Origin of the sequence: Pantoea sp. S62, assembly GCF_016658625.1 — a bacterium.
Classification (GTDB): Bacteria; Pseudomonadota; Gammaproteobacteria; order Enterobacterales; family Enterobacteriaceae; genus Pantoea; species Pantoea vagans.
The window spans coordinates 239,246-255,341 of the sequence record NZ_JACVVI010000004.1; the positions used below are offsets into that span (position 1 = coordinate 239,246).

The 16,096-nt window shown below is 57.3% G+C and carries 13 protein-coding genes; 5 read left to right on the top strand and 8 right to left on the bottom strand.

Translation table 11 applies throughout. The features are described 5' to 3' along the window. Positions 1–157: 157 nt before the first annotated feature. The gene (locus tag IBT54_RS08730; RefSeq protein WP_201252023.1) at positions 158–1,345 is read right to left on the bottom strand and encodes an MFS transporter; all 1,188 of its coding nucleotides are present in this window, start codon (positions 1,343–1,345) and stop codon (positions 158–160) included. A gap of 104 nt (positions 1,346–1,449) precedes the next feature. On the opposite strand from IBT54_RS08730, the gene IBT54_RS08735 reads away from it, so the two are divergent. Then, positions 1,450–2,415, top strand: coding sequence for an AraC family transcriptional regulator (locus tag IBT54_RS08735; protein ID WP_013359813.1), 966 nt, complete (start codon positions 1,450–1,452; stop codon positions 2,413–2,415). 9 nt (positions 2,416–2,424) lie between these two features. On the opposite strand, the gene IBT54_RS08740 is transcribed toward IBT54_RS08735, so the two are convergent. The 4 genes from IBT54_RS08740 to gltP form a co-directional block, all read right to left on the bottom strand. Continuing rightward, positions 2,425–3,969 carry a PAS domain-containing methyl-accepting chemotaxis protein gene (locus IBT54_RS08740; RefSeq protein WP_201252024.1) on the bottom strand — a complete coding sequence of 515 codons (1,545 nt, stop codon included), beginning with the start codon at positions 3,967–3,969 and terminating at the stop codon, positions 2,425–2,427. A gap of 228 nt (positions 3,970–4,197) precedes the next feature. Beyond that, positions 4,198–5,652, bottom strand: coding sequence for a PTS N-acetylmuramic acid transporter subunit IIBC (murP, locus tag IBT54_RS08745; protein ID WP_201252025.1), 1,455 nt, complete (start codon positions 5,650–5,652; stop codon positions 4,198–4,200). Next, on the bottom strand, positions 5,652–6,563 hold the full coding sequence (murQ, locus tag IBT54_RS08750; RefSeq protein WP_033781566.1) for an N-acetylmuramic acid 6-phosphate etherase: 912 nt from the start codon (positions 6,561–6,563) through the stop codon (positions 5,652–5,654). Before murQ ends, murP begins: the two co-directional genes overlap by 1 nt. A 668-nt stretch (positions 6,564–7,231) precedes the next feature. Beyond that, positions 7,232–8,533 carry a glutamate/aspartate:proton symporter GltP gene (gene gltP / locus IBT54_RS08755; RefSeq protein WP_013359809.1) on the bottom strand — a complete coding sequence of 434 codons (1,302 nt, stop codon included), beginning with the start codon at positions 8,531–8,533 and terminating at the stop codon, positions 7,232–7,234. A gap of 585 nt (positions 8,534–9,118) precedes the next feature. Here gltP and acs point away from each other — a divergent pair. From acs to IBT54_RS08770, 3 genes are all read left to right on the top strand, one after another. Beyond that, entirely contained in the window at positions 9,119–11,074 is a 1,956-nt protein-coding gene (gene acs, locus IBT54_RS08760; RefSeq protein WP_095706360.1) for an acetate--CoA ligase, read from the top strand. A 140-nt stretch (positions 11,075–11,214) separates the two neighbouring features. Further along, positions 11,215–11,544: a DUF485 domain-containing protein gene (locus IBT54_RS08765; protein WP_013359807.1), complete on the top strand. Its 330-nt coding sequence runs from the start codon at positions 11,215–11,217 to the stop codon at positions 11,542–11,544. Next, positions 11,541–13,196 (top strand): cation acetate symporter, encoded by a 1,656-nt coding sequence (locus IBT54_RS08770; protein ID WP_013359806.1) that lies wholly within the window; start codon positions 11,541–11,543, stop codon positions 13,194–13,196. The genes IBT54_RS08765 and IBT54_RS08770 overlap by 4 nt, the downstream gene beginning before the upstream one ends. Positions 13,197–13,277: 81 nt before the next feature. Here IBT54_RS08770 and IBT54_RS08775 read toward each other — a convergent pair whose 3' ends face one another. The 3 genes from IBT54_RS08775 to IBT54_RS08785 form a co-directional block, all read right to left on the bottom strand. Further along, on the bottom strand, positions 13,278–13,823 hold the full coding sequence (locus tag IBT54_RS08775) for a YfaZ family outer membrane protein (RefSeq protein ID WP_013359805.1): 546 nt from the start codon (positions 13,821–13,823) through the stop codon (positions 13,278–13,280). A gap of 140 nt (positions 13,824–13,963) precedes the next feature. Continuing rightward, positions 13,964–14,659 carry an LrgB family protein gene (locus IBT54_RS08780; protein ID WP_013359804.1) on the bottom strand — a complete coding sequence of 232 codons (696 nt, stop codon included), beginning with the start codon at positions 14,657–14,659 and terminating at the stop codon, positions 13,964–13,966. Next, entirely contained in the window at positions 14,652–15,077 is a 426-nt protein-coding gene (locus IBT54_RS08785; protein WP_201252026.1) for a CidA/LrgA family protein, read from the bottom strand. The genes IBT54_RS08780 and IBT54_RS08785 overlap by 8 nt, the downstream gene beginning before the upstream one ends. A gap of 103 nt (positions 15,078–15,180) precedes the next feature. Between IBT54_RS08785 and IBT54_RS08790 the strand changes: the two genes are divergently transcribed. Then, positions 15,181–16,083: a LysR family transcriptional regulator gene (locus tag IBT54_RS08790; RefSeq protein WP_013359802.1), complete on the top strand. Its 903-nt coding sequence runs from the start codon at positions 15,181–15,183 to the stop codon at positions 16,081–16,083. Positions 16,084–16,096: the final 13 nt, after the last annotated feature.

Sequence of the window (16,096 nt, forward strand, 5' to 3'; positions counted from 1 at the left end):
ATATTAGTCCGGAATTTGATCAGTAAAAAGCGGAGGGTTTTGCTTATCTCTTTCAGTAAAATTGAACATAAAAAGCACGTATCGCACAGTTATCGCTCAAAAGGTTAATAACCCACTTCCATAAAAAAAGGCAGCATAATGCGCTGCCCTCAGAAGTTTAACCGTGATGCCGCACCCGCGTGAAGATGGTCAGTGCAGCCAGCAGCATCAGCACGCCACTGGCAACGAACACGCCGCCTGCTCCGCGCAGGTCAAACATCCAGCCGCCCGCAGCCGCGCCGACGGTAATCGCCAGCTGAATGGTGGCGACCAGTAACCCGCCGCCTGATTCCGCGTCATCCGGCACCGCGCGCGAAATCCAGGTTGACCAGCCGGTTGGCATCGAACCAAATGCCATGCCCCAGATTGCCACGCCTGCGCCTACCATCCAGCTGACATCGCCAAAGCTCACCAGCATCAGCGCAGTGACGCTCATTAACAGCGCCATCCCGCTCAGCGTCAGCGATACGCTGCGGGTGACCAGAAAACCCGCCAGCGAGGTACCAAAGAAGTTCGCCACGCCAAAGGCGAGCAGCGCCAGCGACAGCTGATTAAGGTTGAGGTGTGCAACGCCTTCCAGGAATGGACGCAGATAGGTGAAGAAAGCGAAGTGGCCGGTAAACATCATGATCACCGCCAGCATGCCCCAGCGCATCACGCCGATACGCAGGAGCGCCAGCACGCCGCCATTGCGGGCTTTGTTCTCTGCTGGCATGGCGGGCAGGGTAAAGAACTGCCACAGCAGCGCCACCGCACCCAGTCCGGCGGTCAGCATAAAGATGTTGCGCCAGCCCACCAGTCCACCGAGATAGCTGCCAAGTGGCGTGGCGATAATCGTCGCCAGCGAGATCCCGCTGAAGACAATAGAGAGCGCACGCGGTACCTGATCGGTGGGTACCAGACGCATGGTGATGGCCGTTGAGAGCGTCCAGAAGCCGCCAATGGCCATCCCCAGCAGCACCCGCGCCAGCAGGATCACCGTCAGGTCAGCCGCAAACGCCACCATTAGCGCCGAGGCAATCAGCAATAGCGAAAACACCAGCATAACGATGCGGCGATCGATGCGCCGCGTGACGCTGCCGGTAACCAGACTGGTAAACAGCGCCACCAGCGCGGTGATAGTGACGGTCTGTCCCGCCTGCCCTTCTGAAACGCCCAGGCTGTGGGCCATTGGCGTCAGCAGACTCACGGGTAAAAATTCGGCGGTAATCAGGCTGAACACCCCAAACGCCATAGCAAACACCGCGCCCCAGGCGGGACGGGTCGGCGAGGAAACCTCATCAGCCACTTCGGTTGTCAGACTCATGCTGCTTCTCCGGAAGATAAAAAAGTGAGTGAGAGCATAGAGTGGAGCGTCAGGACGATCTATGATGCTTACACCTTCATTTTTGATAATTCGTCTGGAATCGTATGAGCCACTATGGAGATCTGACCAGTGAGCTGCTGATGGGAATGCGTTTGTATGGCGTGAACTATCAGCGTATCGCTGTAAGCGCGCCGTTCGGGCTGCATTATGAGCACGCGCCGGGGCGGGCGCAGTTTCACTTTGTCGGGCGCGGTTCACTGCTGGTACGCGGCGCCTCCGGTGAGGTGTTTCAGCTCAACAGCGGTGATGCGCTGCTGGTGCCGCACGGTAAGCCACACAGCCTGATCTCCAGTGAGGAGGCGGACTGCCAGTGTATTAAGAACATGGCGAGTAAGCCGATTTGCGACAGCGTCTGTGCGATTGCCGCACCGGAAGATGCCTGTGATGACGAGCACAGCGTGCTGCTGTTCAGCGCCTGCATGGCGTTTGAGCTTGGCGGCATGCAACCGCTGATCAACACCATGCCGGATGTGATGCTGGTGAGTACGCTGCTGTCGCAGTACCCGGAGATTCAGCCTATTCTGGCGGCGATGGAGCGGGAATCGCGGACCCGCCAGGCGGGATTTGCCGGGATTCTGTCGCGTCTGGCTGATGTGGTTGCCGCGCTGATAGTTCGCGGCTGGGTAGAGAACGGCTGCGGCCAGAGTAGCGGGCTGGTGCAGGCGATGCGCGATCCGCGTCTGAGCCAGGCGATTGCCGCGATGCATCGGGAGCCGGGCGAAAACTGGACGGTGGCGCGACTCGCCAGCGTGGCGGGCTGTTCGCGTTCGGTGTTCGCCGGACGTTTTCTCACGGCTACCGGCATGACGCCGCTGCGATATCTGACCGAATTGCGAATGCGGCTGGCGGTGCAACGGATTGTAAACAATGGCGAAGCGGTGGAAGCCGTCGCTTATCATCTCGGCTACGGCTCGATTGCGGCGTTCAGTCGCGCCTTCAAGCGGATTGTCGGGCAGTCGCCAGGCGCGCTGCGTGCCGGACGCGACGGCACGCAGGCGCTAGCCTCGTAATCGGATCTCTTAACGAAACACGCTGATCGCTTCCACCAGCCGGTTAGCCTGATGGGTCATGCGACCTGAAGCCTCGGCGCTTTCTGTTACGCGGGCAGCGTTCTGGTGGGTGATGTCATCAAGATCTTCCACCGCTGAACTGACTTCGCTGAGCGCGGTCGCCTGTTCGGCCGTGGCGGCGCTGATCTGAGCGATCAGGGCAGTCACATTCTGTACCTGTGACACGATATCCTGCATCGTCCGGCCCGCCGCGCTGGCGTGCTCATTGCCCGACTGAACGCGGCTGGCACTGGTTTCGACCAGCATTTTGATTTCGCTGGCGGCTTTGGCGCTGCGCTGTGCAAGGCTACGAACTTCGCCTGCCACCACCGCAAAGCCTTTGCCCTGCTCACCGGCCCGTGCCGCTTCTACTGCGGCGTTCAGCGCCAGAATATTGGTCTGGAATGCAATGCCGTCAATAACGCTGGTAATATTGGCAATCCGCTTTGAACTGTCAGCAATTTCGCCCATCATACCCATCATCTCGGTCATTACCTCACCGCCTTTACTGGCTGCCTGACTGGTGTCAGCTGACAGGGTATTCACCTCGTTCGCCGTTTCAGTATTGCTCTTCACCGTGGCGGTCATTTCGTTCATGGTGGCTGCGGTCTGCTGTACGTTGGCCGCGGCCTGCTCGGTGCGACGACTCAGTTCGTTATTGCTGCGGGCAATGGCGTCGCTGGCGCTTAACACATTGATCGCCTGACCGCTGACATCATCCACCAGCCAGCGGAACATCAATCCGAGCTGACCGATAGCGCGCAGCGTGACGCCGACCTCATCAACGCGATCCATCTGCTCGACCTTGTGACTCGCACCGGTCGCCACGCTCAGCGCCTGTTTGCACATCCGCTCGATAGGCCGTGAAATCTGCTGTTCCAGCCACAGACTGCTCAGTGTGAGTAGCGCCGCCATGCCTGCGGTAAAGCCGGCCAGTGCTGCGTGCGTCATACCCAGCGCCCAGACACCTGCCACTGAGAGGGGCAGTAACGCCAGCAGCGTACTGCGGATCCGCCAGCGCAGGGGCAGCGTTTTCAGAATGGAGGCGGGACGACGCCAGCCGCTGCGAACCAGCAGGCCTTTGTAAAAACGTCGCCCTCTGGCGCGGCCTTCACGAAAATCCTGATAGAGCGCTTCGGTCTGACGGACTTCCTCTGCCGTGGGTTTGGTGCGTACTGACATATAACCCTGCACTTTACCGTCGCGCACCACCGGAATGGCATTGGCCCGCACCCAGTAGTGATCGCCATTTTTACGACGGTTTTTGACCAGCGCGGTCCAGGGTTCACCCTGTTTCAGCGTCGCCCACATATCGGCAAACGCTTCTGGCGGCATATCGGGATGGCGCACCATGTTATGCGGCTGCCCGTTAATCTCGTCAGCAGTGAATCCACTTGCTTCGATAAACGCGTCGTTGGCGTAGGTGATGTGGCTGTTGAGATCGGTGGTCGACATGAGTGTCGCATGATCGTCAAACTGATATTCACGCTGAGAGACAGGCTGGTTGTTACGCATCAAAAATCCTTGAAGACCCGACCGCCTTCACGTGACAGTCTGCGTGTCAGCGTGAAAACGGTGGGCTGAGAAATAACGATTACCTTTTTTTATGTTTTCGGCATGCTTCCTTACTCTCTTTAACGTTTCAGTTAAATTTCCGCCGCGAAAAAAGCCGCTTTGCGGCAGATTTCACATTTTCAGGTGATTATTTATCCGTTAGCCGGATTTCAGAATTCCGGCAGGCGCTCAGCTGAGGTCGACATTCCGGGTGCCAAACCACCAGGTGAGCAGGAATCCGCCGGTCCAGGCCACCATCAGTCCGGCCAGGTAGACCGCCATACCCGCGAAGATCCCCTGGCTGGAGGTCATCAGCGGCAGCGTGACCAGCCCGGACGGTCCGAATACCGTGTTCATCCCCACCGGCAGACCCAGCCACGCTATCAGCCCGATAAAGAACCCGCCCAGCGCCCCGCCACCGCAGGCAGTAATAAACGGCTTGAGGCGCGGCAGCGTGACGCCGTAGATCAGCGGTTCTCCAACGCCCAGCAGGCCGGGCACGATAGCTCCTTTGATCTGCGCCCGTAACAGCGCGCCTTTTTCTGCTTTGCACCACAGCGCCAGGGATGCACCGACCTGTCCTGCGCCCGCCATCGCCAGAATCGGAAACAGCGAGTTAAAACCCTGCGTTTCCATCAGCGCAAAGTAGACCGGAATAAAGCCCTGATGGATGCCGAACATCACCGCGATCAGGAATAGCCCGGCCAGCAGCGCACAGCCAAAGGGATTGTTATTGAGATGGATAAACAGCCACGACATCCCCTTAAACAGTTCACCACCCAGCGGCATGATGAGCAGATAGGTGATGGCCCCGGTAATCACCAGCGTAAACAGTGAAGTCAGGATCATATCGAGGTTGTCGGGAATGATTTTGCGCAGCTGTTTCTCAATCCACGCCCCGATAATCGCCGCCATCAGCACACCAATAATGTTGCCGCGCGGGTCGATCGTCAGGCCAAAGAAGCTCTCCATGCCGCTGTAGTAGCCGGTGGTGGCGGTGGGCACATAGCCGAGCACAAACAGTGAGGCGATGATGGCACCATTGACGCCGCTGCCGCCAAAGGCTTTTTGCGCGTTGTAGCCAATCAGGATGCTGAGAAAGGTGAACAGTCCTTTGCCGAACACTTTCATGTACGCCACGGTGTGCAGCAGCCAGGGCGCATGGTCGCCGGGCGCATTAAGGTGGAGGCTTTGCTCAATCAGCGTGGCAAAGCCCAGCAGCAGCCCCGCGCCGATGAAGCCCGGGATCAGCGGGGTGAAGATGGTGGCGAAGCGCGACAGGAACTGATGCACGCCGCTGGTCTGTTTCGCCTTTAGCTGCTGCTTTTGCTGCGCCGCCCGCTTGCTAAGATCGGCTTTTTCGTCCTGTGATGCCGGTGTGCTTTCATCCTGCACCAGCAGGCTCTGAATCCCCTCGGCGGCGGTTTGCGCTTTGCCTGGCCCCAGGACAATCTGTAACTGCGCCTCGCTGTCGATAACGCCCAGCACGCCCGGCAGGCTTTTTAATCCTGCCAGATCAGCCTGTTCCGGCTGATTTAGCGTCAGGCGGAGCCGCGTCATGCAGTGACCACAGGCCGCGATATTTTGCGCGCCACCGACCGCCTGCAGGATGTCACGCAACAGTGCTTCGGTGATTTTCGCCATTAGCGTGCTCCCGCTGCCTGCAGAGCCTGACGGATAAAGCCCTGATGCTGACTGAGCAGCGCTTTCGCCTCATCGGCGGCCAGGTCAGCCAGCACCATCAGGATCGCGGTTTTGCAGTGTCCGCCGCAGGCGGTAAGCGCAGCGCTGGCGGTCGCGTCATCACAGTCCGTGGCCTGCATGACGATGTTGACCTGGCGCTGCACCAGTTTCTGGTTGGTCGCTTCCACATCAACCATCAGGTTGCCGTAGACTTTTCCGCTGCGGATCATCGAGCCTGTGGTGAGCATGTTGAGCACCAGTTTTTGTGCCGTGCCCGCTTTCATGCGGGAGGAGCCAGTGACCACTTCCGGGCCGACCACCGGCGTGAGCGCAATCGCAGCGACCTGCGACATGGCGCTGCCGGGATTACAGGTGAGCGACACGGTAGTCGCACCAAGCTCGTTGGCGTAAGCCAGCGCACCGAGCACGTAAGGTGTGCGACCGCTGGCGGCGATACCGACCAGCACATCGTGGCGGCTGAAGTGGATATCTTTCAGATCCTGCGCGCCCTGTTCCCGGTTATCTTCGGCATTTTCGACCGCCTGGAGTATGGCGGTATGACCGCCGGCAATCAGGCCGATGACCTGTTCGCGTGGCGTACCAAAGGTAGGCGGGCATTCGCTGGCATCCAGGATGCCCAGCCGCCCGGAGGTGCCCGCACCGCAATAGATTAATCGCCCACCCGCCTGGAACGCAGCGCAGATGGCGTCAACGGCGTCGGCGATCTGCGGCACGATGGCCTCTACCGCCAGCGCCACCTTTTTATCTTCATCATTAATGACGCGCAGCATCGCTTCGGTAGAGAGTTCATCGATGTTCTGGCTGGCCGGGTTGCGGCCTTCGGTGATCATCTGGCTGAGGTCGAGTTTCATGACGGGCTCCGTTAAGGAATAAATTATTCAAATTACCAAACATCATAACGAATGATTAATTCATTGAGTGAGATCTTTTTTCAATGGATGTGGGGTGAATCATGTTGCGGGGAGTGGGCGGGACAGCGTTGAGTTTAAGCAGGGTGACTGGTATACGGGGTTTAAATGCTGTGCATTCCGGCCTGGGCGCAGGGTGTGTGAGTAGTGTTGCTGGGAAATCGGAGCCGGTCAGAAAAGGTTCACCTGATCGTAAAGACGCATTCGTCATCCATGACGCTCGGCCCACGCCGTCCCTGGCGTGGGACGCTTTACTCTTCAGGTGAACCTTTTCTTCCCTCAGGCTGTTTTACTGCTGTTCGAACAAGTGTGGCGAATAAACATGAGTAGCGGAGTAAAGCATCCGCCGCATGGACAAAAACGCCTGGAGCGTTTTTGAACAACGTAAAGCGCTGGCCCGCTTGCGGGCGAGCCTCATGGATGAGGCGAGTAACCGGCGGCCGAGGCCCAGGGACGGGTTTATCCCGACTTTACGCAGCCTGCCTTTGTGCCCGACTGAACGGCACAAAGGCTGATCTTTCATTTCTGCTCTATTGACCAGGTAAGAACTAAGCCGCACAAACAAAAAGGGCCCAACTTTCGTTGAGCCCTTTTTTACGTTAGTGCTGTTCTCAGCTTGCCGTCTGCGTCCGCAGCTGCAGCTCATACGCTTTCGCCTGTTCGGCGTCGAACTGGTTTTCCCAGCGGGCAATCACCAGCACTGCCAGCGCGTTACCGACCACATTCAGCGCGGTACGCGCCATGTCCATGATGCGGTCAACACCGGCGATAAACGCCAGACCTTCCAGCGGAATGCCGACGCTGCCCAGCGTAGCCAGCAGCACCACGAACGAAACGCCTGGCACGCCAGCGATCCCTTTCGAGGTCACCATCAGCGTCAGGACCAGCACAATCTCATCGGTCAGCGACAGGTCAATGCCATACAGCTGCGCAATAAAGATTGCCGCGATGCTCTGATACAGCGTTGAACCATCCAGGTTAAATGAATAACCGGTCGGCACCACGAAGCTGGTGATCGCTTTCGGCGCGCCGTAAGCTTCCATCTTCTCCATGATGCGAGGCAACACGGTTTCCGAGCTGGACGTGGAGTAAGAGAGAATCAGCTCATCTTTCAGGATACGCATCAGCGTGGTGATGCGCAGCTTACAGAAGCGCGCTACCCCGCCCAGCACCACAAAGGCGAAGAACAGAATGGCGGCGTAAACCAGCAGCACCAGCTTAGCCAGCGGCCACAGCGAGGCAAAACCGAAGTTAGCAATCGTCACCGCAATCAGCGCAAACACACCGACCGGCGCATAACGCATGATCATGTGCGTCACTTTAAACATCGCTTCAGAGATACCACGGAACAGGTTCACCAGCGGATCGCGCTGTTCTGACGGCAGTGACGACAGGCCTAAGCCAAACAGTACCGAGAAGAAGATAATCGGCAGCATGTCGCCCTTCGCCATAGAGGCGAAAATATTCTGCGGGATCAGCGACAGAATAGTGGTCACGAGGCTGTGCGGACCGCCCTGTACCTCTGCCGTTGTGGCTTCATATTTAGAGATGTCCACCGTTGCCAGCGTTGACATATCAATGCCGGTGCCGGGTTGAAATACGTTGGCCAGCGTAATACCGACCACAATGGCAATGGTGGTGATCACTTCAAAGTAGAGAATTGTTTTGACGCCGATGCGTCCCAGCTTCTTTGCATCACCCACGCCAGCGATGCCGACAATCAGGGATGAAATCACAATCGGTACCACAATCATCTTGATAAGATGAATAAAGATATCGCCTGCAGGACTGAGAATGTTGGTGACTAACCATTCACGATTGTCTGGCTGATTATGCAACACAGCACCCACAACGATGCCGAGCACCAGGGCTGTCAGAATCTGCCAGGCCAGGCTGATTTTAAAACCTTTCATAACGCGTAATTTCCTCAGTCAAAACCCGTTTCTCTCTACTGCGAAGGTGCAGAAGACAATACACACAGGGAGTGAGCAAAAAGCCCGGTAAATTAGAGGGTGTTTAGAAACAGCGCCTCGTATGAAAATCTGATGATTCCCATACCCATTTTCAGACGCGGTCTGAGTTGATACCTGCAGAACAGGGGCGAGATAAGTACCATTTTCACTGTGGTAAATGCAACCCCTGGCGAATCCGATTAAAAGTTAGCCACCTGAGTAGCATAAAGTGCTGCCGGAAGTAAAAATCCCTAACCTGCTGTTATGAAAAGTAATACTTAGATGAATTTCCGCATAGCTATGCAGAGTGGGTTAAAAACGCGTCCGGCGCGTTTGCTTGCTTTTTATCCAGCCTAATCCCGGATGACACCGCTTCTTAATTCCCCCTCGCCGCCAGAGAGTTAACCGGAAATATCAGAACGGCTTCACGCTTCTCCCGAAGAGGTTTATCTCGTGATCTGTGGCGCAAAAAAGAAACAAAGCTATGGCGCAGGCTTCAATTAACCATTGATTGACATATCATTAACATCTTCAAGGAGATCCGCCATGAGCCAAATACATAAACATCCCGTTCCAGAGAACATTGCAGCAAACACCCTGATTACGGCTGAACAGTACCAGGCGATGTATCAGCAATCTGTCGACGATCCAGACAGTTTCTGGGGCGAACAGGGCAAAATCCTTGACTGGATTAAACCTTACAGCAAGGTGAAAAATTGCTCGTTTGCGCCAGGTAACATTAACATTCGCTGGTACGAAGATGGCACGCTCAACCTGGCGGCAAACTGCCTTGACCGTCATTTAGCGACGCGCGGCGATCACCCGGCGATTATCTGGGAAGGCGACGACGCCAGCGAAAGCAAAACCCTGACCTTCCGCCAGCTGCATGCTGAAGTCTGTCGCTTCGCCAATGTGCTTGAGTTGCTGGAAGTGAAAAAAGGCGACGTGGTGGCGATCTACATGCCGATGGTGCCGGAAGCGGCGGTGGCGATGCTGGCCTGTGCGCGTATCGGTGCCGTTCACTCCGTGATCTTTGGCGGCTTTTCACCGGAAGCGGTCGCTGGCCGCATCGTCGACTCCAGCGCCTCGCTGGTGATTACCGCCGATGAAGGGATCCGCGCCGGTCGCAGTATTCCGCTGAAGAAAAATGTCGATGACGCGTTAAAAAATCCGAATGTCACCAGCGTGAAAAACGTGGTGGTGTTCCAGCGCACCGGCAAAGATGTAGGCTGGGTTGAAGGCCGAGATCGGTGGTGGCATGACCTGATGCGGGACGCCAGCACCAACCACTCTGCAGCCGAAGTTGGCGCGGAAGATCCGCTGTTTATCCTTTATACCTCTGGCTCTACCGGCAAACCCAAAGGCGTGCTGCATACCACCGGCGGTTATCTGGTTTATGCCGCCACCACCTTTAAGTTCGTCTTTGATTATCATCAGGATGACATTTACTGGTGTACCGCCGATGTCGGCTGGGTAACAGGACACAGCTATCTGATTTATGGCCCGCTGGCGTGCGGTGCCACCACGCTGATGTTTGAAGGGGTGCCGAACTGGCCAACGCCGAGCCGTATGGCGGAAGTGGTCGATAAACATAAAGTCACCCTGCTCTACACCGCACCCACCGCCATCCGTGCACTGATGGCCGAAGGAGACAAGGCCATTGAAGGTACCGATCGCAGCAGCCTGCGCATTATGGGATCGGTCGGTGAGCCCATTAACCCGGAAGCCTGGGAGTGGTACTACAAAAAAATCGGCAACAGCCGCTGTCCGATAGTGGATACCTGGTGGCAGACCGAAACCGGGGGCTTCATGATCACGCCATTGCCGGGTGCGACCGAACTGAAAGCAGGTTCCGCCACCCGACCCTTCTTTGGCGTGCAACCGGCGCTGGTGGATAACGAAGGTCAGCCCCAGGAAGGTGCCTGTGAAGGCAATCTGGTGATCACCGAGTCCTGGCCAGGACAGGCGCGCACCCTCTTTGGCGATCATGACCGTTTCGAGCAGACCTACTTCTCCACCTTTAAAAACGTCTACTTCAGTGGTGACGGTGCCCGTCGCGATGAAGATGGCTACTACTGGATCACCGGACGTGTCGACGACGTGCTCAACGTCTCCGGTCACCGTCTTGGCACTGCCGAGATTGAATCGGCGCTGGTGTCGCATCCTAAAATTGCCGAAGCGGCCGTGGTCGGGATTCCGCACAGCATTAAAGGTCAGGCGATTTACGCCTATATCACGCTGAATCACGGCGAAGAGCCGTCGCCCGAGCTGTACACCGAAGTGCGTCAGTGGGTCCGCAAAGAGATTGGCCCGCTCGCCACGCCGGATGTACTGCACTGGACCGACTCACTGCCGAAAACCCGCTCCGGCAAAATCATGCGCCGTATTCTGCGCAAAATTGCCACCGGCGATACCAGTAACCTGGGTGACACTTCTACCCTCGCCGATCCTGGCGTTGTCGAAAAACTGCTTGAGGAGAAACAGTCGATCAAAATGCCTTAAGCGCACGCTGTCCGGCGGGAAGATCGCTTCCCGCCACACCCGCCCTACGCAGTCTGTTTCGCTAGTCACAAAAATTATAACCAGCTGAATCCGCGCCCTGTCGTGAGGTTCTCGCCTGCAAGCCCTCTGGAGAAAATGTGATGAATGACGCCCTTTCGAATCAGGATGCAATCAATCAGCAGATTGAACGTAATCCCCGTTTTCATGAGTTAGTCCGTAAGCGCCAGGCGTTCGCGACGCTGCTGTCGCTGATCATGCTGGTGCTCTATGTCGGCTTTATCCTGCTGATTGCATTTGCCCCCGGCTGGCTCGGCACGCCGCTGCATGCCGGTACCAACGTCACGCGCGGTATCCCGATTGGTGTCGGGCTGATTGTGATGTCGTTTGTGCTGACCGGCGTCTATGTCTGGCGCGCCAACGGTGAGTTTGACCGTTTAACCAAAGCGATCCTCAGCGAGGTGAAATCATGACCCGTCTCACCTTATGGCTGCTGGCCTTAATGTTGCCGTTTTCAGCGCTGGCCGCCGATGCGATCACCGGTGCGGTGCAGCGCCAGGCGACTAACTATCAGGCGATTATCATGTTTACGATTTTCGTCGGTGCCACCCTGGGGATTACTTACTGGGCATCAAAGCGAACCCGTTCGCGTAACGACTACTACACCGCAGGCGGCAATATCACCGGCTTCCAGAATGGCCTGGCGATGGCGGGTGACTTCATGTCAGCGGCCTCGTTCCTGGGCATTTCAGCGCTGGTTTACACCTCCGGCTATGACGGGCTGATCTACTCGCTCGGCTTCCTGGTCGGCTGGCCGATGATTCTGTTTTTAATCGCCGAGCGGCTGCGCAACCTGGGCCGCTACACCTTTGCCGATGTCGCCTCCTATCGTCTGAAGCAGATGCCGATCCGTACCCTGTCAGCCTGCGGTTCGCTGGTAGTGGTGGCGCTCTACCTGATCGCCCAGATGGTAGGTGCCGGTAAACTGATCCAGCTGCTGTTTGGTCTTAACTATCATGTCGCGGTGGTTCTGGTCGGCATTCTGATGGTGATGTATGTGCTGTTTGGCGGCATGCTGGCGACCACCTGGGTGCAGATCATCAAAGCGGTTCTGCTGCTGTTTGGTGCCTCCTTTATGGCCATAATGGTGATGAAAGCGGCCAACTTCAGCTTTAACACGCTGTTCACCGAGGCGATGGCGGTCCATCCCAAAGGCATCGCGATCATGCAGCCTGGCGGGCTGGTCAAAGATCCTATCTCGGCGCTGTCGCTGGGGCTGGGGTTGATGTTTGGTACGGCCGGATTGCCGCATATTCTGATGCGCTTCTTCACCGTCGCGGATGCCAAAGAGGCGCGCAAAAGCGTCTTCTGGGCCACCGGCTTTATGGGCTACTTCTACTTCCTGACCTTTATTATCGGCTTCGGAGCGATTCTGCTGGTGGGTGCGAACCCGGCCTTCAAAGATGCCAGCGGCGCGCTGATTGGTGGCACCAATATGGCGGCAGTGCATCTGGCTAACGCGGTCGGCGGCAGCACCTTCCTGGGCTTTATCTCTGCGGTGGCCTTCGCCACGATTCTGGCGGTAGTCGCAGGCTTAACTCTGGCGGGTGCGTCAGCGGTGTCGCATGACCTCTACGCCAGCGTCTATCGTAAAGGCAAGGCGAGCGAGAAAGATGAGCTGCGGGTTTCCAAAATTACCGTGCTGGCGCTGGGCGTGGTGGCGATTGCGCTGGGAATACTGTTTGAGAAGCAGAATATCGCTTTTATGGTCGGGCTGGCCTTCTCGATTGCGGCCAGCTGTAACTTCCCGATCATCCTGCTCTCGATGTACTGGTCAAAACTCACTACGCGTGGCGCGATGGTGGGCGGCTGGCTCGGTCTGCTGACCGCGGTTATCCTGATGATCCTCGGCCCGACCGTGTGGGTACAGGTGCTGGGCAACGCCACGCCGATTTTCCCGTATGAGTATCCGGCGTTGTTCTCGATGGTGGTGGCCTTTGTCAGTATCTGGCTCTTCTCGATTACCGACCATTCGCAGCAGGGCGCAGAGGAGCGTTCACGCTTCCGCGCACAGTTTATTCGTTCGCAGACCGGTACCGGCATTGAACAGGGCAAAGCGCACTGATCGCCATTTTCATTCCTGACGATCGGACAATAAAAAAGGGCGGCTACCTGGGTAGTCGCCCTTTTCTTTCACGCAGCAGAATCAGAAGCGCAGTGATGCACCCACGTACGGGCCATCGACCAGCACGTTATCTTTGCGTCCATCTTTGTTGTTCAGTTCGATGTACTGATAACCCACACGCAGGTTAAGCAGTGAAACTGGCGTGAAGCTCAGGCCGCCAGCGGCTTCCTGATAGCTGTCGAGCTGATCGGTGAACGACTCTGGCGCATAATAATATTCGCCATACAGGCCCCACATGCTGTTCAGGCTGTAGTGCGCTGCACCACCCACCGCCACCGCAAACCCATCTTTTCCATCTTCAGGATGGGTGAAGATCGCTTTTGCGGTCGGCGCCAGACGCAGCGGCCCGAAGTCAACGTTGTAGCCCAGACCGGCACCGTAGGTGCTGCCGTCATGGTCGCTACGCAGCCAGTTACCTTTCAGAAACAGACCGGGGGTAGTGGTGCCCAGACCCAGATTCAGGTTGGTGTTGTGTTCGCTGACATCAACACTCCCTTCAATCGCCTGAGCGGCACCACTCAGTAAAACCAGCCCGAGGGCGCTCCCGGTAACAAGTTGCTTAAACATGATTCCACTCCGTGAAGGACAATTAATTCGGCCGCAAGGTTAACAGCCTGAAACGGGGAGACAACAAAATCCGGGAAACTTTACGTAAAAATACGTGTCGCGTTCAGAATTACAGCTGTCCCTGCGCAACGCAGTGTAGACTATATTGTCCACATCAGGTGTCCAATCACCGGAGCCAGTATCACGGTCACGACGCCCGAGAGCATCATGACCAGGCTGGCGACGACGCCCTCCTGCTGCCCAAGCTGATAAGCGCGAGCTGTGCCGGCACCGTGTGACGCAGCCCCAAACCCGGCCCCTTTCGCCACCCCCTGCTTAATCGCGATGCGCAGAAACAGCACGTCACCCACCGCCATGCCAAACACGCCGGTAATGACCACAAACAGCGCCACCAGATCGGGCTGACCGCCAATCGGTCCGGCTGCGGCCAGCGCAAACGGCGTAGTAATGGATCGCACCGCCAGACTACGCTGGATCGACTCCGGCAGCGTCAGCAGCCGCGCCAGCCAGACCGAACTGCAGACGGCGACCAGCGTGGCGGTCAGAACACCCGCGCTCAGTGACAGCCAGTGGCGTTTTATAATCTCCACGTTCTCATAGACCGGTACCGCAAACGCCAGCGTCGCCGGGCCCAGCAGCCAGAGCAGCCAGTGGTTTTCTGCAATGTAATCCTGCCAGCTGATGTGGGTCAGCAGCAGCAGTGCCACCAGCACCAGCGGCGTCATCACCAGCGGCATTAACAGCAGCGTCCGCCAGCGGCGGTAAAGCCGTTTATTCAGCGCATACACCAGCAGCGTAACCGCCACACACAGCAGGCTGAGCAGAAAATCACGCATGAGGATCCTGCTTACGCGCGGCGCGCGCGACTTCATAGTGATAAAGCCGATCCACCACCCAGGCGGTGGAGGCCAGCACCAGCAGCGTGCTGACGCCGATCACCACGCAGATGCGCCAGCCATCGACCCGCAGCAGATCGCCATAATTTACCACCGCCACCACCGCCGGAATAAAGAACAGCAGCATCTCGGCCAGTAGCCAGCGCGATCCGGCTTTTACCCAGTTCAGCGGCACAACCCGCGTCACGATTAACGCCAGCAGCAATAGCATCCCGACAATGTTGGCGGGCAGCGGCAGATGTAGCCAGCTCACCAGCCGGTCACAGGCGACAAACAGGCCGATATAGAAACTCAGCTGCAGCGGCAGGCTGATCCACTGCATGGCGCGGTTGCTGCGTAAAGTGAGTGCTGACGCCATCACCTTGTCTCCCCGATTAAATTGATGTCACCAGTATAAAACGCCAGCACAAGGTGAAAAAAATGAATTAAAATTATCGCAATCATGCCTTAAAGGAATAGTTATGGATGTCCGCGCCCTGCGTTACTTTACTGAAGTGGTCCGCCAGCAGAGCTTTACCCGTGCGGCGCAAAAGCTGTTTGTCACCCAGCCGACCATCAGCAAAATGCTGCGTCAGCTGGAGGAGGAGCTGGGCTGCACGCTGATCCTGCGAGATGGCCGTCGTCTGCACCTTACCGACAGCGGCCAGGCAGTTTATCAGCGCGGCCTGGCGATCCTGCAGGAGTTTCATCAGCTGGAGGCGGAGATTGGTGACATCAACCAGCTCAAAACCGGCGAACTGCGGCTCGGTATTCCGCCGATGGTCGGTATGCAGATAGCGGGATCGATTTCCGCCTTTCGCCGTCGCTATCCCGGTGTGAAGCTGAAAATTTCAGAGTTCGGCGGCCTGACCGTACAGCAGGCGGTGCTGGCGGGCAGTCTGGATATTGCCCTGACTGCGTTGCCGGTTGACCCTGAGCTGCCGCTGAACACGCTGCCCCTGATGCATCATCCGCTCTGCGTGCTGTTGCCGCGCCGCCCGGAGTGGCTCAGCCGCCAGCAGGTAGGACTGGCAGAGCTGGCAGAGCATCCCTTACTTATTTTCAATGAGGAATTCTCGCTGAATCGCCAGCTGATGCAGGCGTTTCAGCGGCTTAACCTGACGCCAACGGTGGCGGTGCGCAGCGGTCAGTGGGATTTTCTGGCAGCAATGGTGCAGGCGGAGATGGGGCTGGCGATTCTGCCGGAGCCGATCTGTCAGCGGCTGGATAAGCAGTCGCTATTGTGGCTGCCGCTGGAATCGGAGCTGAAGTGGAGTCTGGGATTGATCTGGCGGGAAGGGAGTTATCTGTCGCGCAGTGCGCAGGCGTGGATCAACTGTTGTCGCGAGCACTGGCCGGATGAACCGCCGCGCCTGTCGGTATGAAAAGCTGGCACGC

What these genes read in the sequence shown, in the direction of transcription:
- acs (WP_095706360.1), top strand. Translation starts at nt 9,119, where the DNA reads ATGAGCCAAATACATAAACATCCCGTTCCAGAGAACATTGCAGCAAAC.
- IBT54_RS08740 (WP_201252024.1), bottom strand. Translation starts at nt 3,969, where the DNA reads ATGCGTAACAACCAGCCTGTCTCTCAGCGTGAATATCAGTTTGACGAT.
- IBT54_RS08785 (WP_201252026.1), bottom strand. Translation starts at nt 15,077, where the DNA reads ATGGCGTCAGCACTCACTTTACGCAGCAACCGCGCCATGCAGTGGATC.
- IBT54_RS08770 (WP_013359806.1), top strand. Translation starts at nt 11,541, where the DNA reads ATGACCCGTCTCACCTTATGGCTGCTGGCCTTAATGTTGCCGTTTTCA.
- IBT54_RS08765 (WP_013359807.1), top strand. Translation starts at nt 11,215, where the DNA reads ATGAATGACGCCCTTTCGAATCAGGATGCAATCAATCAGCAGATTGAA.
- IBT54_RS08730 (WP_201252023.1), bottom strand. Translation starts at nt 1,345, where the DNA reads ATGAGTCTGACAACCGAAGTGGCTGATGAGGTTTCCTCGCCGACCCGT.
- murP (WP_201252025.1), bottom strand. Translation starts at nt 5,652, where the DNA reads ATGGCGAAAATCACCGAAGCACTGTTGCGTGACATCCTGCAGGCGGTC.
- gltP (WP_013359809.1), bottom strand. Translation starts at nt 8,533, where the DNA reads ATGAAAGGTTTTAAAATCAGCCTGGCCTGGCAGATTCTGACAGCCCTG.
- murQ (WP_033781566.1), bottom strand. Translation starts at nt 6,563, where the DNA reads ATGAAACTCGACCTCAGCCAGATGATCACCGAAGGCCGCAACCCGGCC.
- IBT54_RS08790 (WP_013359802.1), top strand. Translation starts at nt 15,181, where the DNA reads ATGGATGTCCGCGCCCTGCGTTACTTTACTGAAGTGGTCCGCCAGCAG.
- IBT54_RS08780 (WP_013359804.1), bottom strand. Translation starts at nt 14,659, where the DNA reads ATGCGTGATTTTCTGCTCAGCCTGCTGTGTGTGGCGGTTACGCTGCTG.
- IBT54_RS08735 (WP_013359813.1), top strand. Translation starts at nt 1,450, where the DNA reads ATGAGCCACTATGGAGATCTGACCAGTGAGCTGCTGATGGGAATGCGT.
- IBT54_RS08775 (WP_013359805.1), bottom strand. Translation starts at nt 13,823, where the DNA reads ATGTTTAAGCAACTTGTTACCGGGAGCGCCCTCGGGCTGGTTTTACTG.